Below are 20,151 nucleotides of genomic sequence, written 5' to 3'. Positions count from 1 at the left end.
TTTTATTATATTACTACTATAATCAATAGTCAATAATAGGACTTAAGCTATCTATTTTTCCATTTTCTTAGCTTTAAGCGCAATAGCACACTCTATTCTCTTCTTTTGCATTGCACATCCAATTTCATATGGTATATGAATATCTCCATTAAAGTTATAATTGTTTGCTTGACATCCTCCACTACAGTAGAATCTTGCCCAACATTCCTTACATTTAGGTTTGTTATATATATGTGCAGCTTTAAATTCATCACTTAATTCTTCATTAAATTTATAATCATCATCATAAATTGTTCCTAATTTAAATTCTTCATTTCCAACAAATTGATGACATGGATATACATCACCTTCAGGTGTAACAGCTATGTATTCATGACCTGCACCACATCCTGAAATTCTTTTATAAACACATGGACCACCTTTTAAATCTACATTGAAATGATAAAAGTTAAATTCATTACCTTCTTCATATCTTTTGCACATTTCCTCGTATAATTTATCATATTGTTCAAATATAACTGGTAGATCCTCTTCTCTTAAAGATAACTCATGTTCATCTGGTAATACAACTGGTTCAACTGAAATCTCCTTGTATCCAAGTTCTGCTAAATGTTTAATATCCTCGAAGAAATCAATGTTTTCTCTTGTAAATGTTCCTCTTACATAATGAGTTTTATCTTTATCTCGTTTTTCAATCATTTTATTAATTTTAGGTACTATGGCTTCATAACTTCCTGTACCGTCACATCTAACTCTTACTTTATCATTAACTTGTTTTCTTCCATCTAAACTTAATACAATATTAACCATGTTTTCATTTAAATATTCCATTATTTCATCATTTAATAATGTACAATTTGTTGTCATAGTAAATCTTATGTTTTTATTATGTTCTTTTTCTATACTTCTAGCATAAGACACTACTTCTTTAATTGTATCCATAGCCATTAGTGGCTCGCCACCAAATAGGTCTACTTCTATATTTTTTCTTGGTCCAGAATGTTTTATAACATAGTCAATAGCTTTTTTACCCACTTCCGCTGACATTCTTTGTCTACAGCCATGATACTCACCTTCATCAGCAAAACAATATTTACATCTTAAGTTACAATCATGTATTATATTTAAGCATAATGCCTTAATAAAAGATGGTGATTTTTGAGTTTGTATTGCTATATTCTCATATAAATCTTTTGTATAAAGATATTCTTCTTTAATAAGTTCTTCTATTTCTTCGTATGCCTCTTCTATCTCTTCCTTTGAATATTTTTCCTTATATTCATTAATTAATTCATCTTTAGACTTTATTTTTTCATCATCTAATAAATCATATACTAATTCATCAACTTGATGTAATGATCCCGAATTTATATCTATTACAAAATAGTCATTGCCCTGATTAAATTTATGTATTAATGCCATTTAAATTTCCTCCCAACTAAATTTAAAGCAGTAACTTTTAGTTACTGCTATGAATGGTTAGCAAAATTTTTTAGTTTTCACAAGCTAAATTTGCTACTGTACAAGATGTCTTACATGCAGATTGGCATGAGTTTGCACACTCTTTACATCCTGGTTTTTTTACGCTATTTTTAAGGTTTGATTTATTTAGAACCTTTATATGTTTCATGCATACTCCTCCATTCAAACTTTTTCTAACTGATTATAACATAAAAGCTTTAATAAATAAAGTATTTATAAATTTATTCCCAACATTCCTGAAAGAGTACCAGCAAACACGCAAAGTAAAATTCTAGATATATCTTTTAATCCAAAACCAAATGTTCTACCTGCTAATAACGAAATTATATAAATAATTAGTATGTAGAAAATTCCTACACACATACCAATTATCCATCCATTTTCTCCCGCCTTTTTAGCTGCTACCCCTGCCCCGTACAACACACTAATTAAAGTTATTATTAGAAACATTATATTAAAATGCCCTTCTTTTATAACTCCTTGTCCAAAAGTACATGCTAATGTGTATACCAAAAGACAAATTAAAGTAAGGATAACACCTCTCAAAACCCCTTCACCTACACAAGAAAATTTTATTTTAGACTCCATAAAAAAAACCTCCTATTCGCTAATTATTAATATTAATTATGCAAATAAAAAGGTTTTTATTACTTTATTTTAAATCTATTTATCTTCTTTTACTTCTTTAAATTCTTCTGTTTCTTTTACTTCTTTAGTATTTTTATCCTCTTTTACTTCTTCATCTCTAGAGTTTAACACTGAAGCTATACCATTTTTATGTAATTTAATTCTTGCTCTACTTGGACCTGATTCTAATACTATAAATTCATTATCTACAGTAATTATTCTTCCCATTATTCCACCTTTAGTTAATATTTCATCATTAACTTTTAATTCATTAAGCATTCCCTCATATTTTTTTCTTCTCTTTTTTTCAGGAATAATCATTACAGCATAAAGTAAAACCATCATTAATACCAAAGGTAATAAACCAACTAAAGTTTGACTCATTTTTTATATCTCCTTTCAGATTTAAAATATTTAAAATATATTATATATATTTGTTTAGACGTCGCCTTTTTTCCATGCTGCTAATTTTTCTTCTTTAAACTCTTTAAAATAATCACCATCAATAGCAGCTCTTATATCTTCCATAAGCTTATTATAGAAATACAAATTATGTAAAACACATAATCTCATGGCTAACATTTCTTTTGCCTTAAATAAATGTCTGATATATGCTCTTGTATAGTGTTTACAAGTTGGACATTGACATCCCTCATCTATAGGTCTTGCATCTAATTCAAATCTTGCATTCATTATATTTATCTTACCATTTTTAGTAAACACATGTCCATGTCTTCCATTTCTAGCCGGAAGTACACAATCAAAGAAATCTACTCCTCTATCAACAGCTTCCAATATATTTTCTGGAGTACCTACCCCCATTAAATATATAGGCTTATCTTGTGGAAGATGTGGAACTACAGCATCAATTACTCTATACATTTCTTCATGACTTTCACCAACAGCTAAACCACCAATTGCATACCCATCTAGATCCATCTTAGAAATAGTTTTAGCATGTTCTATTCTTATATCATCATACGTTCCACCTTGGTTAATACCAAATAGCATCTGGTGTTTATTTACTGTACCTTCTAATGAATTTAATCTATCCATTTCTTTTTTACATCTTTCAAGCCATCTTGTAGTTCGAGCCACAGAATTAATAACATATTCCCTTGTGGAAGGATTTGGTATACACTCATCAAAAGCCATAGCTATGGTAGATCCTAAGTTGCTTTGTATCTGCATACTTTCTTCCGGACCCATAAATATTCTTTTACCATCTATGTGCGAATTAAAGTATACTCCCTCTTCTTTTATTTTTCTTATAGAGGATAATGAAAATACTTGAAATCCACCTGAATCTGTTAAGATTGGCCTATCCCAATTCATAAATTTATGTAATCCACCTAATTCTCTAACTACTCTATCACTTGGTCTTAAATGTAAATGATATGTATTTGAAAGTTCAACTTGACATCCTATCTCTTTTAAATCCATTGATGAAACCGCACCTTTTATTGCAGCTAATGTGCCTACATTCATAAATACAGGTGTTTGAATTGTACCATGTACTGTTTTAAATTGACCTCTTCTAACTTTTCCAGTTTTCTTTAATAATGTATATTCTCCCATTTAATCACATCCTTATCTAATGTATCCCTATTTAATAAACATTGCATCTCCAAAGCTAAAGAATCTATATTTATCTTCTACAGCTGTTTTGTATGCATTCATTATATTTTCTTGTCCTGCAAGTGCACTAACCAACATTATAAGTGTAGATTCTGGAAGATGGAAATTAGTAATTAACGCATCTAAAACTTTAAATTTATATCCTGGGAATATAAAAATTTCTGTCCATCCTGAACATTCTCTCACTTTACCATTTTCATCTGCTATACTTTCTATAGTTCTACAGGACGTTGTACCTACTCCTATAACTCTATTTCCATTTTCTTTTGTTTTATTAATAATCTCTGCTGTTTCTTTACTCATTGTATAATATTCTGAGTGCATATGATGTTCTTCAATAGTTTCTGCTTTAACAGGTCTAAATGTACCAAGACCTACATGTAATGTAACAAATGCTACATTAATGCCCTTTGCTTTTATTTCACTTAATAATTCTTCCGTAAAATGCAATCCAGCTGTAGGTGCTGCCGCAGAACCTGGTTCCTTAGAATAAACTGTTTGATATCTTTCTTTTTCTTCTAATTTTTCAGTAATATATGGTGGTAATGGCATTTCGCCTAATTTATCTAGTACCTCTTCAAAAATTCCCTCATATTGAAATTCAACTATTCTACTACCATCTTCACCTATATCTTTAACTTCAGCTCTAAGTTCTCCATTACCAAACACAAACTTAGAACCTATTTTGGCTCTTTTACCTGGTTTAACAAGAGTTTCCCATTTATTTTTATCGATTCTTTTTAAAAGTAAAAATTCCATTTTACCCATAGTATCTTCTTTGTGACCTATTAATCGTGCTGGAAGTACTCTAGTATTATTTAAAACTAAACAATCTCCAGGATTTAAATAATCTAATATATCCCTAAAAATTTTATGCTCTATACTACCCGTTTTCCTATCCAACACTAAAAGTCTCGAATGATCTCTCTTTTCTGCAGGATGTTGTGCAATAAGTTCTTCTGGTAAATCAAAATAAAAATCTTTAACTTTCAAAATTTACACCCTCTTCGTTTATTTTAACCCATGTCTAAATACATTACTTATAAGTATATGACTTATAGTTATGATTTTGGATATACTCATCAAATTTTAAATATAACTCAATAATTTATATAATTTGTACTTTATTTAATAAAACTATATTGTTGTTTATTATCTTCTCTTGAAATTCCTAAATGTGTATATGCCGCTTCTCCCGCCATTCTTCCTCTTGGTGTTCGTATTAAAAATCCTTTTTGTAACAGATATGGTTCATAAACATCTTCTAAAGTAGATGTTTCCTCACCTATAAAATAAGCTAGAGTCTCTACCCCAACAGGTCCACCCTTAAAATTTTTAATTATTGCCTGTAAAATTTTATTATCAACGGAATCGAATCCTTCTTTATCTACACCTAATAATTCTGTAGCCTTAATAACAACTTCTTGATTTATAATACTTGAATTTAAAACTTCTCCATAATCTCTAACTCTTTTTAATAATCTATTGGCAATTCTAGGTGTACCTCTGGATCTTTTTGCAAGTAAATATGCTGCTTCTCTACTAATATTTACATTCAAAATATAAGCCGATCTTACTATTATTTCTGTTAGCTCTTCTTCTTCATAAAATTCCATAGGACATAGAACTCCAAATCTATCTCTAAGAGGTGAAGTTAACAGTCCAAGTCTCGTTGTAGCTCCTATTAAAGTAAATTGTGGTAGGTCTATTCTTATAGATTTTGCTTGTGCCCCTTTTCCTATAACTATATCTAACGCATAATCTTCCATAGCAGGATACAGTATTTCTTCTACAGATCGGGAAAGCCTATGTATTTCATCAATAAATAATACATCTCTAGATTTTAAACTTGTAAGAATTGCTGCTAAATCTCCTGCTCTTTCGATAGCTGGTCCTGAAGTTATCTTTAAATCTCCACCCATTTCCTTGGCAATTATATTAGCTAATGTTGTTTTACCAAGACCTGGTGGACCATATAGTAATGTATGGTCTAAAGCTTCTTCCCTTTTTTTAGCTGCTTCTATAAAGATATGTAAATTGTTTTTAACCTTTTTTTGCCCTATATACTCGCTTAATCTCTGAGGTCTTAAAGAAAGTTCATTATTTGAGTCCTCTTCCATAAAAGAAGATGAAATAAGTCTATCTCCCATACTATACACCTCAATTCATTAAAAATTTTAAGCAATCTTTTATAATATCTTCTATATTATTCTTATTTTCAATATTTTTCAGTGCTTTTTCTGATTCTTTTTCAGAATATCCTAAAGAAACTAATGCTTCTTTAGCTTCTCTTATAATTTTAATATCTTCTTTATTAGTAACTTCTTCTAACATATTTTCTTCAGCACCTTGTGGCAATTCGATTTTATCTTTAAGTTCTAAGATTATTCTTTGAGCTATCTTTTTACCTATTCCAGGGGCTTTAGTTATCATTTTATCTTCACCTAAAACTATAGTTTTTTTCAAAGTATCTACATTACTTATAGACAATAGAGATAATGCTGCTTTTGCACCTACTCCATTTACGGTTAATAACTTATTAAAAAGCTCTAATTCATCTTTTGAAGAAAAGCCATATAAACCTATAAAATCTTGTCTTACTATTTGTATTATATAAAGTATGATATTTTCCCCTATTTGAGGCATACTAGCCATAGTACTTCCAGAAGAATAAATTTTATATCCTATGCCATTATTTTCGATAACTATATAATCTTTATTTATTCCTTGATACTGACCCCTTATATATTCGTACATTTAATCACCTCTAAAATAAAAGAACTATATTATACTTTATCATCTATAGCTTTTTAATTCAATATCTATTATTAATTAATTTAGGTAAACAATTCTTAAATTTAAAATATATTATTTTTAAATTTAAGCATATTTTTTATATGCTTTTTTATTTAAACCTTAGCTGTAAAAGACTTTAAAAATACTATAAATTCTTTATAAATATACCATTTAATACATTATAAAAAAAGATACCCTAAAGCATTGGGTACCTTATGTTGTAAACATACCATGCAAACCTTCTAGTGCATCTTCCTTAGAGTTAAATTCATAAATTTTATCTCCCATTTCCAAAAGTTCTATATCCCCTTCGGTAAGAGTATCTATTTTTATATTTGTTATATCTTTAGTAGATTCTAATATTAATTTTCCATTACTATTACTTTTAAAAATGGCTAAATAACCTGAATTAATTCCTATTACATATTTATTAGGACTATATTTATATTTATTTACCTTTCTTGAAAAAACAATTTTATTTCTTTCTATATCTTTTAATCTATAGTCTCCTTTTTTGAATGCTGCTAAAATTTGATCTTTACTCATATTTGAAATAATATCTTTTTCCTTATCAAATTTTTCAACATATTCGTCTACTATAGCCTTATTAGAATTTTCATGTGGTTTTAGATATAAACTTTCATAGATTATTTTTATACTTTTAGCCTTTTGATCTAAATCTACCCTTTCATCTTTTTCTACACTATTAATTTTATTTGAACTTACACTTCTATTATTTAGCTTATTAGCGGTTATTAAATATGAAATACTAAATATAATAACTAAAAAAATAGGTGTAAAAATTAAAAACTTCTTTTTATTAGACATAATATCACTCCTTTTACTGTGTATTATGCCCTATATTGGTAATTATATTCAATTTCATTATTTATTTCCTTGAAAATCTTTAAATAATAAACTAGGTTGAACCCCTAAATTGTTTTGATATTTTCCACTAGAATATTTATCATACTCACCATGTATATCATGATAATATATTTGACAAATCTCAACATTAGGATAAATTCTTATTGGCTGTACGCAAAAAATCTCCAAAGTCCAATATCCTGAAAATCCAACATCCCCAAATCCTGCTGTTATATGAATAAATAATCCAAGCCTTCCAATAGAAGATCTTCCCTCTAACATTGGTACTAATTTATCTGTTTTAGTATATTCAACAGTTCTACCTAGATAAAGTTTCCCGGGTTTTAATAATAATCCTTCTTCTGGAATTACAATTTTCTTAGCCTTATTCTCTTTTTTCATATCTAATATGTCATCTTCATAAACTAAAAGTTCATTATGTAATTTTAAATTATAGCTATTAGGATTTAGTTGACTTTCATTATAAGGCTCTATAATTATATCTTTACCTAATCTATTTTTTATTTCTTTTCCTGAAAGTATCATACTTTTTTTCACCTTCTATGCTTTAATATTGATAATTAATTATTATAACAAAGCATCTATTATTTATAAAGGTTTTTTAAATGTTTAAACTTCTTTAATATATCCTGAAGATTATTCTTAAACATATTTATCTTTTTGAACTGACTTTGAATAAGACTTACAACATTATCTATAAAACTATTAGATTCCTCAACATGAGAAGCTATTTCTTTTAATTCATCATCTAAATAATTAATTTTTACTGAAAGATTATCAATTTTTTGTGATAATCCTTTTGAAGAATCATCTATTAAACCTACTGAATTATATATTGAATCGAAGGATTTTATAACATTTTCAACATCATCTATTCCATCTGTAACCTCCATAGAACATTTTTCGGAAGCTATCTTAGCTTTATTGGCATTTAACTTAATTGACTTTAAATAATCTTCTATTTCATCAGCATGTTTAGTAGAATCATTAGATAACTTTTTAACTTGAGCTGCTACTACTGAAAATCCTTTTCCAAATTCACCAGCTCTCTCTGCCTCAATAGATGCATTTAAACTTAATATGTTAGTTTGCTTAGAAATTCCTCGTAAAACTTTCAATATTTCTTCTATACCTTCATTATGTTTATTTATATTGTTAATTAACTCCATAACTTCTTTTACAGCAATATTTATATTCTGTATTTTATTAGTTAATCCATCTACATAAAGTTCATTATCTCCACAAACTTTTTTAGTTTTAATAATATTTTCCTCTATATTTTTAAAATTACCAGAAGATTGTTCAAATGTATCTACTAATTCCGTAAAAAACTCTAAGGTTTTATTCATAGACTCACTTTGTGATGCTAAATTTTCACATATTTTCTTAGTATGTCTAGAAATTTCTTCTCCAATTGATATAGTTTCATTACATTCATCCTCTAAATCCGCTACAAAAACCTCAACTTCCTCTGATGCATTTTGAATATTATTCAACACACCCAAGTTTTTTTCACTTTCATTTTGGGCTAGCTTAGTTTTATCAGTAGCAAGTTTTAATATATTATTATTTTTCTTACATTGAAGATAGGATATAAAACCTGCTATAAAAATTAATATAGAATATGTAACTATATGCTTTAAATTAATAAACTTATATGATTGGGAATATAGTTTATCCTTTAAAAATACATAAGATACAAATAGATATATACTACTTAAACTTCCTACTACTAATGACGCTCTTTCATCATTATATAGATTACATACATTAATAACTATAGGAAAACTTAGTAAAGTTAAATTACTAAATCCATCTATATAAGTAAATACAAATATAAAAAATAAAATTCCTATAGAAATTACATATTGACTATATTTTTCTAAAGTTTTTATCCATAGGGGCAAACCACAAATTCCTATACTTATTAAACTTAAAAAAATTCTAATCTTAGAATTAGATGCCGAAAAATATATTATGTCATATAGTAACTGACATATAGTATATACTATAAAAATTTTCACATTTACCTTATTAATATTCTTTGTATCTTTCACTATATTTCCCCCTAACAGTTCATTACATTACACATTAATACTTTATTATCGAAATAAACTATTTAATATTTACAACATTTTTAATTAAAAAACAACTTGTAAAAATATAATTTTACAAGTTGTTCTTAATATTTTTATTATTTTCCTTTTTATCGTCCTACTGATCCTTCAACTTCTAACTTATAAGGTAATTTGTTACCATCAAAGGTATAAACAGATATATAATATCTTCCTTCCTTATTAGCATTAAAAGTTCCTTTAATTTCTCTTCCATCATCGGAGCCATACGCCACTTCATTTCTATTTTCATCAAAAACTACCCATGTTGCTCCTGCTCCTGACCCTCTAGTTAATTTTATGTTAACTTCTCCTGGTGTAAATACATCAAAATAAAAATAATCTTGTGGATCTTCAGCATCTAAATTAGCTTGAACTGCTACTCCTGGTAAAATAGGACCATTAGCAAGTTCTATAGAATTATTAGGTTCCTTTTCTTTATTTATAGGGTATACCATTTTTAATATTTTTGCTTTGGTAGTTGCAACACTTTGGCCTCCTAGGTTGTCTGTTACCTTTAGTGTAACCGTATAATTACCTGGTTCTTTATAAACATGAATCGGATTTGCCTCATCACTCTTACTTCCATCTCCAAAGTCCCATTCATATGATTTTATTTCTCCATCTTCGTCTCTAGTTCCATTACTATAAAAACCTATCTTTTGATTATTAAACCCTTGATAAGGTCCTCCAATTTTTACTATAGGCAAGTTATTTTCAGATATATCTTTAATATTTACTGTACTAACAGCAGTAGAACTTTCTCCTTTATTGTCTGTTACTTTTAGTTTAATTGTATATTCTCCAACTTCTTTATAAATATGTCGTGGATTTGCCTCACTACTCTTACTTCCATCTCCAAAATCCCATTCATATTTAACTATTTTTCCATCAACATCACGTGAACCTTCACTAGAAAATTTTATATTATCTGTTTGTATACCTATATAAGGTCCATTAACTTTTGCATATGGTAAAGCATTTTGAGAATCTCCCTCTCTAGGAAGGTATCCATGAAATACTAAATCATAAGTAACTCTATTATTTGAATCTACCTTATAATTTGTAAAATAACATGTTACTGTTTTGTAGCCTGTCCATGTTTTTTTATCTAATTCTTTTAAAAATCCATTAGCTATTTCATTCATATCTTTAAAATCTTGTGCTTTTCCTTTTGAATTCTTTCCTTCAAATTTACCTCTTAAAGTAAATGTATCAAAATATTCAGATTTATCAATTTCTGTTTTTATATCTTTTAAACCTGCCAATGAAGATATTTCAGAATAAATTTCTTTTGGGTTCTTATAAGCATGTCTAATCAAATAATCATCCGATACTAAAGGAACAGTTAAAGTATCATACTTGTCTATTAATTCTTGCATATATTCTTGATAACAACGATTCAAATTAGAATCTGATTTTAAATTATTAATAAAATTGTCATACCCTCTTACATCATTATTCTTAATATATTCATTTAATTTATAAAAACTATCTGTTTGTTTGCGATGTAAAAGATCTATAAACACACATGCATAATTATAAAATTCAAAATTTCCATATGCTGAATTTAATACATCATTGACGGTATATCTTCCACCTTTATCTGTATTATGAATATTTTTTATTATGGTTTGTCTTGGAAGAATCCCATCTGTTCTTGTAGAACCTGCAAATAATTCTGCTCCTCCCTCTTCATACCAAGTTAATCTACTATTTTTATATAATTCTGTTGCACCCCACATACCGGGAATTGCATATCTTCCTTGTAAATAATGAGTATACTCATGTCTAAATAATTCTTCTAATGTATATATACTCTCATAAGTTTTTCTTTCAAAGGTAAAGAAAGTTCCTGTTTGTTCAATATACATACCACCATTATCGGTTGCATAACCATATAAAACATTATTCGCAGAGTATTCTTTAGGGCTATTATATATAACCATAGTTAAAACCTCATCTGGATTTTCCTTTTCCAATGGTTTATCTATGCCCATAGCTCTAAAGAATTGAGCATTTACTTCTTTAGATGCCCAATAAAGTCTTTTTATCTTATCCTCTTCTACTTTATCTCCAGCTTTTATAATCATTTTACCATTATCAAAAGTATACGTTTTAGGACAATATTTTTTTCTTCCTTCATGCTTTATTTTTTCAAGATCTATCTTTTTACCTTCTGAATTAATTCCATTATAATCACGTTTAATCTTATCTACTGCTTGCAAATATGGTATTCCTAAATAAGAATATATATTCATGCTCTTAGTCAAAGTCTCAATTCCTAACTTAGAATTATTATGCAATTTTCCTAATAAAGAAATACCATAAATAGCATTTTCTATAGCTAATGAATTCTTATCATTTAAATTACCCATTAAAGCTAACTTTTGTACCTCTTCTATAAATGGATTAATACGTCCATACCATTCTGTTTCCTCTGGTTTTTTCTTAGTATCCCTCAAATACATTTCAATATCATAACAAGAACCACCTAAAATAGCGTGAATGGCATTATCTTTAGTATATTTCCCACAATATCTATCTCTATTTTGATAAAAATCTTTTACTATAGGAGTTAACTTATTTATTACTTCTGAATTACTTGCAGTATTCCAAAGAAAATTTCCCACTCCAGCAACTATATCATCTTGAATCTCCGTACCTAGTTTAAAATTTTTATTATTTTCTATAGATAGTATTGCTGGTATTACATTAAGTCTATTATTTCTATCATATATTTCTTTTTTTAGATCTTTATTATAAAACGCTAAATAATATCCCGCTCTTACAACCTCTATTAATGTCGTTATTCCCTTTGCATCATTTTCAGTATATTCTCTACCTCTTTTCTCTATTTCTTTCAATAACATTTGAGTACGATTTTTATTTCTAAAAAACTCATATGCATCATGACTATAATTAAATAAGTCTGTTATATCTCTATGATCTGTTTTTACTAAGACATCTATTAAATCATAAGAATTCATTTGATTTAGTTCTCTTAAAGTATATCTTTTATTACTTTTATTACTTTTTTTACTTTCTGAAACTTTTACCTGAGATGATTTACTGTAGATATTTGATCTAACTGAACTGTTATTAATAGCATAAACAGGTAATATACTATTAAACAAAAAAATTGATGATAAGCCTATACTTATAGCTGTTTGCTTTTTTAAAGATTTATTTTTGATTTTTTTTCCATACTTCATAATATTCCCCCAAATAAATATTATATTATTTAACTTAGACACTCTTTATTTTATTAACTAATCCCCCCTTATCTTCTTAATTTTATTTTTGGCCCTAAAACTTAACTTTAATATGAATTTTAATATGAATAACACTTTATATATATTTTATACTTTTTCCGGAATAAGTCAATATTTTCTGAATATTCTTTTTTATTTTTTGTTTTTTTATTTAATTCATTTCAAATAAATTTTAAATTTCATTTTTAAACTTTATTTGAAATAAAAAAATCACTTTTGATATGGCAATAACCATATCAAAAGTGATTTAATGCATTATTAAGATTATTCTTCCCATCCTTCTGGGAATTCAGCATTGTGGTAAACTTCTTGAACATCATCATCATCTTCAAGTAAATCTAACATCTTTTGGAATTTCTTAGCATCATCTTCATTGATCTCAGTATATGTATCTGGTATCATTTTAACTTCCGCACCTAAGAATTCCATTCCTTGAGCTTCTAAAGCTTCTCTTACTGTTCCAAAATCTTCTGGTGTAGTAGTTACTACAAATACTTCCTCTTCTGAAGCAAAATCTTCTGCTCCAGCATCTAATGCCATCATCATAACTTCATCTTCATCTAAATCTGCTTTTTCTATTACAATTTCACCCTTTTGTTGGAACATGAAACCTACACAACCTGAAGTTCCCATATTTCCTCCACCTTTAGTGAAAGCACTTCTTACATTTCCTGCTGATCTATTTTTATTATCTGTTAATACATCAACTATAACAGCCACGCCACTTGGTCCATAACCTTCATATATTATTTGTTCATAATTAACACCTGCAAGTTCTCCGCTGGCTTTTTTAATAGCTCTATCTATTGAATCCTTTGGCATATTATTAGCTTTTGCTTTTGCTATTACATCTCTTAATTTTGGATTAGCCTCTGGATTTGCTCCACCTGTTTTAGCAGCAATAGCAATTTCTTTACCTATTTTTGTGAATATTTTTCCTCTTTTAGCATCTACTTTACCTTTTTTAGCTTGTATATTATGCCACTTTGAATGTCCTGACATATTAAATTCTCCTTCCAAAAATAAAACTTTCTTTATTATAATCTTTAATTATTATACCATGTTAACCATAAAATTTACAAGAGTGTGTAAATTTGAACACTTATAATATAAATACCTAGCGGTAGTATAATAATATTGCTATATATATTTATCCTTATTTTTTATCATCTTCAAATAAACGATTATCCAATTTAAAAAAGTACTTTTCATCATCCCTAAGTAATATTCCATTACCTGATGTTATATTCATAATTTCTTTTTCTATATCATTGATTTTATCTGATTCTAAAAATAATGTTAAAACTACTTTATCTGAATACTGAGTATCTTCTATGTGTATGTCATTTTGTGCAAAATTATACTGTATTTTTCCCAAAAGATCATATTCAAATTCTACATTTACTTTACAACCCTTAACCTTTTCTACTATTTGTCCTTCTTTAACTGCCATAGAGGCACCCTTAGAATAGGCTCTCGTAAGACCTGAAGCGCCTAATAAAATTCCTCCAAAATATCGAGTTACCACTATCACTGTATCCGTAATATTATTTTTCTTTATTACCTCAAGTACAGGCATTCCCCCTGTTCCTTTGGGCTCTCCATCATCACTATATCTTTGTATACCCATATTTTCACCTACCACATATGCATATACATTATGTCTGGCATCCTTGTATTTATTTCTTATTTCATCTATAAAAGCTTTTGCTTCATCTTCATTGTTAACTCGCCTTACATGTCCAATAAAAGTTGATTTTTTCTCTTCAAATTCCGCCGTAGCTCTATTTTTAATAGTAAAATAACTCAAGTACTTTCCCCCCTTATCTTAATCTACAATTTATTTTTTTCATTAATACTTTCTAAAAGTTCAACACAAATTTTTTTTACATATTCCTTATTTGTCTCTTCTAAAAGCTTTTCAACTTTTTCTTTACACTTCTTAGATTTTACTTTTTTTAATGATTTTAATGCATATGAAACAACTTGACAATTTTCATCTTCTAAAGCTCTTATAAGTGCCATTTCACCTTTTTTATCTGCCATTTTACCAAGAGCGGATACAGATAACCTTCTTATATTAACATTATTATGTACAGAAGATTTTATTAAGATTTTCATTCCTTCTTGTAATCGTAATTCTCCCAAAAGCCAAATCGCACTCTCTTTATCTTTCCAATTCATCTCTGAGTAATTTTCCACTATATAATCTACTAATTTTTTCTTTAAATTATATTGTAAAGTTTCTATTATTCTGAGACGTTCTTGTTTAGATACTTTTACAAGATATAAAAAAAGTTCTTTTTCATCTTTGCATTTAGAAAGTACTCCAAATTTAATTTTACCTCTAATTATATGTTGTTGCACCGTTTCTCTATTTAAATTTCTAATAGCCGCTATAGCATCTATAGACTTATCTTCGAGAAATAAATAATATGATATGTCCTCATCACAAAATTCTTTAATCTTATTCCAATTTATATTAACTAAACCTGTTCTCAACTTGCACTACCCTCTTTTTAAAATATCTTTTAAAACTTGAGTTCCTTTTATCATTCCATCCTGTTTTAAATTTGAAAACCCTAGCTTAAAATAGGATAATCCTTCTTTAAAATCTTTATAAAAAAATACACCTGGAGTTATTATAACATTTCTCTCTCTGCACTTATAAAACAATTCTAAAGAATCCATTTTATTATTTAACTTTACATATAAACTAAGTCCCCCACCTGATGGTATAAATGTTAGTTCCTCTTTAAAATCATTTTTTAAGATATTTGTTAAGAAATCATAGGTTATTTTATAACTTTCTCTAAAATTCTCAATATGATTTTTCCAATATCCCTTAGTTACATACAACTCTAACGCTCTTTGCATTAAACTCGATGTAGCTATATCAGTATTTATCTTAAAATTAATTATACTTTCCTTTAATCTTTTTGGTGGAATAAGATATCCAAGTCTAATACCTGGTAAAAATATTTTTGAAAAACTTTTTATATAAATAACTCTTTCATTTTTATCTAAACTTTTAAAACTTTTATACTGTATTTCATCTGTATATATAAGCTCTGATAAATAATCATCTTCTATTATATAAAAATCATACATATCAGCAAGTTGTAATATTCTTTTCTTTTTTTCTAGACTATAAGTAATTCCTGATGGATTTTGAAAATAACTCATAGTGTAAAAACATTTAATTTTATTTTTTTGCAAAGTTTTTTCAAATTTATTTAAATCTATTCCATCACTTTCTAAAGGAACTTCTAAAATATTAGCCCTTCTCCAATTAAATACAGATAAGGCACCATTGTATGTAGGTTTTTCTACTATTACATTATCTCTATTATTAATTATTGCCTTTGAAATAACATCTATTCCCTGTTGAGCCCCTGATACTATTAAGATATCATCTAAACCATATCTACCATTCCAAAAAAACTTACTTATACTTTCTCTTAAACCATCGTATCCTAAAACTTCTTTGTATATAAAAGCAGAGGCACCATCTCTATCTAGCACCTCATTTAATACTTTCTTAAAATTATTGATAGGAAAATTATTACTTAATGTTGATTCTCCTACAAAATCTATATATTGTTTATTGGAGTTATAATTTAACTTCTTTATTGTATTAGAATATTCTTTCTTAAATCTTATTAAAGTTGATTGATTTTTTTTTACATAAGTACCACTACCCATTTTTTGAACAGCATAGCCATCTTCTTCTAACTTGTTATATGCATTAATTATAGTGTCTTTATTTACTTTCAAAAAACTACTTAAAGTCCTTATAGAGGGTAATTTTTCTCCATCCATAATTTTTTCTTTTTCAACTAATTCCTTTAAATGTTTTTCTATCTTAATATACTTAGGAACTTCCTTATTAAAATCAACTCTAAACTTTTCCATATTTCCCCCTAAATATAATAAACATTCTCTTCTATCAATATATTACCTAAAGAACTCTTATATGGTCTTTTCATTTTATTTACTATTTCAAGCTCATATAACTTATTTAAAATTTCTTCCATATTAATTTTATATTCTCTGAATAATTTAGAAAATGCTATTTCTCTAGAACTTAAAGGTGTATTTATTTCTTTCATATAATTTAATAATAAAGAAGTATATACTTTCATGTTTCTATTTATATTATCATCTATATACTCTATTAATATTTCTATGTCTTTTTTTATGTCATTTTTTCTCATAAAAAATTCTTCTGCAATAGTTGAAAGTTTACTATCTAAATTCATGGCCATATTTACCACATCTCTATTTATCATGTATCCTGAAAAATTAACTATTAACTTAGCATATTCCCTAATACTTATACTAGCCAATGTGTATGCATTATAAATAGATTCCTTATACAAGTATTTTTTACATTCAGAAGTACTTTTCAATAAATCACTTAAAAAAACCATGTTCCATCTTTCACCACAAAAATCATTAAAAAACCGTTCTTTATCATATAATTCATCAATATCTTTATCATTTGAAAACACAAGTTTAGATGAAGAAAATAATCTATGAATATATCCCCCTTTATTAGCACCTATACATAGTGAAATAAACTTTTTCTTATCTATTAACTTAATATGAATGGGAATATCATTATGCTCTGTATATATATTGTTTATATTATCCAGTGGCTCATTATAAACCACAATAAGATCTATATCAGATTGTTCCCATAAGTCACCATTCATAATTGATCCAAAAACAAATAAAGCTAATACTTCCTTTTTTACTTTTAAACTTTCTACAGTTTTATTAAAGGCAATTTGATAATCTAAAATTGTTTTTGCCATACTGTGATATCCCCCATTCTATTTAAGTTCAAAAGAAATACATTTATTATAAATCTCATCATCTATTAAAGCCTTAATTTTAGTTCCTTCTTCTTCATAACTTTCCTCTAAAACTTTGCCATTTCTATGAATATAAGATACAAGTTTTTGTTCAGTGTATGGTATTAAAAATTCTTTTTCAAATATAGTTTGTGGCAAATTGTCACAAATCAATTCTAATAATTCATCTATATTTTTTTCTTCTCTTGCGGATATGCTAATTAACTTATATCTACTTAAATTCTGTTCTATATCTTTTAATTGCTCCTCTGAGACTTTGTCTATTTTATTTAGAACTAAAATGCAGTCTAGTGGATTTACCCCTAATTCTGTTAAAACAGCTTCTACAGCCTCTACTTGTTCATATAATTTTTCAGAAGAAGAATCTACTACATGTAGAAGTAGATCTGAATTTACAACCTCTTCTAAAGTAGATTTAAAAGACTCTACCAAATCATGTGGTAATTTTCTTATAAAACCTACTGTATCTGCTAAAGTAGCTACTCTTCCATCTGGAAGTGAGATGGCTCTTGTAGTTGTATCTAATGTTGCAAATAACATATCTGCTTCAAATACATTTTCTTTATTTGTATTATTATTTTTGCTTGGAACTATCTTGCACAATCTATTTCTTAATGTAGATTTTCCTGTATTAGTATATCCTACTAAAGAAAGTTTAGGTATATTTCCCTTAACCCTCTTTTCTCTTTGAACGATTCTTATACTTTTTATTTTTTGTAATTCTCTAGAAAGTTCAGTTACCCTTTCTCTAATTCTTCTTTTATCTATTTCTAATTTTTTTTCACCTGGTCCTCTAGTACCTATTCCTCCACCCGTTCTGGATAATATTGTACCTAATCCTATTAATCTTGCACTTCTATATTTAAGTTGTGCAAGTTCTACTTGAAGTTTAGCCTCTCTACTTTTTGCCCTTCTTGCAAATATCTCAAGAATTAAAGTTGTTCTATCTATGACTTTTACACCTAAACTATCTTCTAAATTTCTAACCTGTGCTCCTGATAATTCTTCATCAAAAATAACGACATTAGCTTTCAATGCTTGAAGTAACATACCTATTTCATCTACTTTGCCACTACCTACACAAAAAGCTTTATCCTCTTTATTTTTCTTTTGAAATACTTTTTCTATAGTTTCAACATTACATGCATATGCAAGTTCTTCTAATTCATCTAAACTATCTTCACTTTCTATTCCAACAAGAATAGCTCTTTCGCCTTGTTCTTCTTCGATTTCATTATGCTTAATCAATTCCTCGATATGAGCAATTTTATCTAAGAAGTCTAAATTTTTTGCCTGTTCTACAGATAAATTATATACTTCTTCATGAATCAAAATGTTATTTTCTATAGCACAATATCCAACATTTACTTTGCAAGGTACATCTTCTTTTACCCCTATAGCTACAATACAATCTAATTTTAATTTTATAAGTGCAGATAAGTCTAAGGCTGAAAGTTTGGGATTACCATTTGGATGAGTATGTATAACCCTAACTCCTGACAATCTATTTTCCTTAATATCAATAAGAGGTAATTCTACAGTAGAACTATCTCCAATACCAACACTTACTACCTTTCCTTTTCTATTTATGGCTACACTTACTTCTCTTTGTAATTTTAGAGTTATATTCCTTAATACCTCAACTAATTCTTCTGTAAAAATACTATCTTTCCACTGTCTAATTTCATATATATCTTCTAAGACATTTAAAATACTATCTCTTACTCCATCTATATTTCCATATATCATTAAATCATCTCCTTATCCTAAAGGATTCTCTTATTAAAAATTTTCATACATTATTAACTATATGTCCAACTATTCTTGACAACTATTATTTAATTCTATACTATAAAAAGAAAGTTGTAAATATTAATGCAAGGTGGGATTAGCTTGGAAAAGAAAAAAATAAATATACTAATTAGTTCAGAAGAAATTTCTAATAGAATAAAAGAACTAGGTAGACAAATTTCAAAGGATTATGAAGGTAAAAGTGTTTATGTACTTTCACTTTTAAGAGGTAGTTTTATATATACTGCTGATTTAGTAAGAGAATTAGAAGTTCCAACTCAAATTGGTTTCATGACTACTTCAAGCTATGGACATAACGAAACTTCATCAGGCACAGTTCAGGTTGTACATGATATTCCAGATGATATTAAGGGTTTAGATGTATTAGTAGTAGACGACATAGTAGATAGTGGTACAACTATGGACTTTGTTATGAATCATGTAAAAGAATTAGGTGCTAACTCTGTTAAATGTTGTGTACTTTTAGATAAACCTGATAGAAGAAAAGTGGATATAAAACCTGATTACTGTTGTTTTGAAATCCCAGATGTCTTCGTTGCAGGATATGGATTAAACTATGGTGATTTTTATAGAAATATTCCTTATGTATTTAACTGGGAAGAATAATTTTTATAGAAATACTTATAAATAAAAAAACAT

19 protein-coding genes are annotated in these 20,151 nt (G+C 27.6%); 1 reads left to right on the top strand and 18 read right to left on the bottom strand.

Translation table 11 applies throughout. The annotated features are described in order from the left end of the window. Nucleotides 1-51: 51 nt before the first annotated feature. The 18 genes from scfB to hflX all read right to left on the bottom strand — a co-directional run bounded on the left by scfB (nt 52) and on the right by hflX (nt 19,449). On the bottom strand, nt 52-1,422 hold the full coding sequence (gene scfB, locus QOZ93_RS07065; protein ID WP_307355670.1) for a thioether cross-link-forming SCIFF peptide maturase: 1,371 nt from the start codon (nt 1,420-1,422) through the stop codon (nt 52-54). A gap of 70 nt (nt 1,423-1,492) precedes the next feature. Then, nucleotides 1,493-1,630 (bottom strand): six-cysteine ranthipeptide SCIFF, encoded by a 138-nt coding sequence (gene scfA, locus QOZ93_RS07060; protein WP_111943489.1) that lies wholly within the window; start codon nt 1,628-1,630, stop codon nt 1,493-1,495. Between the two features lie 65 nt (nt 1,631-1,695). Next, nucleotides 1,696-2,070 carry a TIGR04086 family membrane protein gene (locus QOZ93_RS07055; protein WP_307355669.1) on the bottom strand — a complete coding sequence of 125 codons (375 nt, stop codon included), beginning with the start codon at nt 2,068-2,070 and terminating at the stop codon, nt 1,696-1,698. 75 nt (nt 2,071-2,145) lie between these two features. Then, nucleotides 2,146-2,493 carry a preprotein translocase subunit YajC gene (gene yajC / locus QOZ93_RS07050; protein WP_111943493.1) on the bottom strand — a complete coding sequence of 116 codons (348 nt, stop codon included), beginning with the start codon at nt 2,491-2,493 and terminating at the stop codon, nt 2,146-2,148. Nucleotides 2,494-2,547: 54 nt separating this feature from the next. Next, nucleotides 2,548-3,687, bottom strand: a complete 1,140-nt coding sequence (tgt, locus tag QOZ93_RS07045; RefSeq protein ID WP_111943495.1) for a tRNA guanosine(34) transglycosylase Tgt — start codon at nt 3,685-3,687, stop codon at nt 2,548-2,550. 27 nt (nt 3,688-3,714) lie between these two features. Continuing rightward, complete coding sequence (queA, locus tag QOZ93_RS07040) at nt 3,715-4,740, bottom strand: tRNA preQ1(34) S-adenosylmethionine ribosyltransferase-isomerase QueA (protein ID WP_307355668.1); 1,026 nt, start codon at nt 4,738-4,740, stop codon at nt 3,715-3,717. A 131-nt stretch (nt 4,741-4,871) separates the two neighbouring features. Then, entirely contained in the window at nt 4,872-5,897 is a 1,026-nt protein-coding gene (gene ruvB, locus QOZ93_RS07035) for a Holliday junction branch migration DNA helicase RuvB (RefSeq protein ID WP_307355667.1), read from the bottom strand. Between the two features lie 10 nt (nt 5,898-5,907). Further along, complete coding sequence (ruvA, locus tag QOZ93_RS07030) at nt 5,908-6,504, bottom strand: Holliday junction branch migration protein RuvA (protein ID WP_307355666.1); 597 nt, start codon at nt 6,502-6,504, stop codon at nt 5,908-5,910. Nucleotides 6,505-6,756: 252 nt separating this feature from the next. Continuing rightward, complete coding sequence (locus tag QOZ93_RS07025; RefSeq protein WP_307355665.1) at nt 6,757-7,371, bottom strand: hypothetical protein; 615 nt, start codon at nt 7,369-7,371, stop codon at nt 6,757-6,759. 57 nt (nt 7,372-7,428) lie between these two features. Then, nucleotides 7,429-7,956, bottom strand: a complete 528-nt coding sequence (gene dcd / locus QOZ93_RS07020; RefSeq protein ID WP_307355664.1) for a dCTP deaminase — start codon at nt 7,954-7,956, stop codon at nt 7,429-7,431. 59 nt (nt 7,957-8,015) lie between these two features. Beyond that, complete coding sequence (locus QOZ93_RS07015; protein WP_307355663.1) at nt 8,016-9,488, bottom strand: methyl-accepting chemotaxis protein; 1,473 nt, start codon at nt 9,486-9,488, stop codon at nt 8,016-8,018. A gap of 149 nt (nt 9,489-9,637) precedes the next feature. Further along, nucleotides 9,638-12,760, bottom strand: a complete 3,123-nt coding sequence (locus tag QOZ93_RS07010) for a collagenase (RefSeq protein ID WP_307355662.1) — start codon at nt 12,758-12,760, stop codon at nt 9,638-9,640. Between the two features lie 324 nt (nt 12,761-13,084). Then, entirely contained in the window at nt 13,085-13,822 is a 738-nt protein-coding gene (locus tag QOZ93_RS07005; RefSeq protein WP_307355661.1) for a YebC/PmpR family DNA-binding transcriptional regulator, read from the bottom strand. 154 nt (nt 13,823-13,976) lie between these two features. Then, nucleotides 13,977-14,630 (bottom strand): YigZ family protein, encoded by a 654-nt coding sequence (locus tag QOZ93_RS07000; protein ID WP_307355660.1) that lies wholly within the window; start codon nt 14,628-14,630, stop codon nt 13,977-13,979. A 23-nt stretch (nt 14,631-14,653) separates the two neighbouring features. Next, the gene (locus QOZ93_RS06995; RefSeq protein ID WP_307355659.1) at nt 14,654-15,322 is read right to left on the bottom strand and encodes a HEAT repeat domain-containing protein; all 669 of its coding nucleotides are present in this window, start codon (nt 15,320-15,322) and stop codon (nt 14,654-14,656) included. Nucleotides 15,323-15,328: 6 nt separating this feature from the next. Continuing rightward, nucleotides 15,329-16,735: an aminotransferase-like domain-containing protein gene (locus tag QOZ93_RS06990; protein WP_307355658.1), complete on the bottom strand. Its 1,407-nt coding sequence runs from the start codon at nt 16,733-16,735 to the stop codon at nt 15,329-15,331. Between the two features lie 8 nt (nt 16,736-16,743). Continuing rightward, nucleotides 16,744-17,640 carry a nucleotidyltransferase domain-containing protein gene (locus tag QOZ93_RS06985; protein ID WP_307355657.1) on the bottom strand — a complete coding sequence of 299 codons (897 nt, stop codon included), beginning with the start codon at nt 17,638-17,640 and terminating at the stop codon, nt 16,744-16,746. Between the two features lie 18 nt (nt 17,641-17,658). Continuing rightward, complete coding sequence (gene hflX / locus QOZ93_RS06980; protein ID WP_307355656.1) at nt 17,659-19,449, bottom strand: GTPase HflX; 1,791 nt, start codon at nt 19,447-19,449, stop codon at nt 17,659-17,661. 144 nt (nt 19,450-19,593) lie between these two features. On the opposite strand from hflX, the gene hpt reads away from it, so the two are divergent. Next, a complete protein-coding gene (gene hpt / locus QOZ93_RS06975) occupies nt 19,594-20,118 on the top strand; it encodes a hypoxanthine phosphoribosyltransferase (protein WP_111943521.1) in 525 nt (174 codons plus the stop codon). Nucleotides 20,119-20,151 lie beyond the last annotated feature (33 nt).

It is taken from the genome of Hathewaya limosa (assembly GCF_030815255.1).
Lineage (GTDB): Bacteria > Bacillota > Clostridia > Clostridiales > Clostridiaceae > Hathewaya > Hathewaya limosa.
This window is presented reverse-complemented; position numbering and strand designations above follow the sequence as displayed.

Bases quoted from the DNA above. Each gene is read 5' to 3' on its own strand.
- scfB (WP_307355670.1), bottom strand. From the start codon at position 1,422: ATGGCATTAATACATAAATTTAATCAGGGCAATGACTATTTTGTAATA.
- scfA (WP_111943489.1), bottom strand. From the start codon at position 1,630: ATGAAACATATAAAGGTTCTAAATAAATCAAACCTTAAAAATAGCGTA.
- QOZ93_RS07055 (WP_307355669.1), bottom strand. From the start codon at position 2,070: ATGGAGTCTAAAATAAAATTTTCTTGTGTAGGTGAAGGGGTTTTGAGA.
- yajC (WP_111943493.1), bottom strand. From the start codon at position 2,493: ATGAGTCAAACTTTAGTTGGTTTATTACCTTTGGTATTAATGATGGTT.
- tgt (WP_111943495.1), bottom strand. From the start codon at position 3,687: ATGGGAGAATATACATTATTAAAGAAAACTGGAAAAGTTAGAAGAGGT.
- ruvB (WP_307355667.1), bottom strand. From the start codon at position 5,897: ATGGGAGATAGACTTATTTCATCTTCTTTTATGGAAGAGGACTCAAAT.
- ruvA (WP_307355666.1), bottom strand. From the start codon at position 6,504: ATGTACGAATATATAAGGGGTCAGTATCAAGGAATAAATAAAGATTAT.
- QOZ93_RS07025 (WP_307355665.1), bottom strand. From the start codon at position 7,371: ATGTCTAATAAAAAGAAGTTTTTAATTTTTACACCTATTTTTTTAGTT.
- dcd (WP_307355664.1), bottom strand. From the start codon at position 7,956: ATGATACTTTCAGGAAAAGAAATAAAAAATAGATTAGGTAAAGATATA.
- QOZ93_RS07010 (WP_307355662.1), bottom strand. From the start codon at position 12,760: ATGAAGTATGGAAAAAAAATCAAAAATAAATCTTTAAAAAAGCAAACA.
- QOZ93_RS07005 (WP_307355661.1), bottom strand. From the start codon at position 13,822: ATGTCAGGACATTCAAAGTGGCATAATATACAAGCTAAAAAAGGTAAA.
- QOZ93_RS06990 (WP_307355658.1), bottom strand. From the start codon at position 16,735: ATGGAAAAGTTTAGAGTTGATTTTAATAAGGAAGTTCCTAAGTATATT.
- QOZ93_RS06985 (WP_307355657.1), bottom strand. From the start codon at position 17,640: ATGGCAAAAACAATTTTAGATTATCAAATTGCCTTTAATAAAACTGTA.
- hflX (WP_307355656.1), bottom strand. From the start codon at position 19,449: ATGATATATGGAAATATAGATGGAGTAAGAGATAGTATTTTAAATGTC.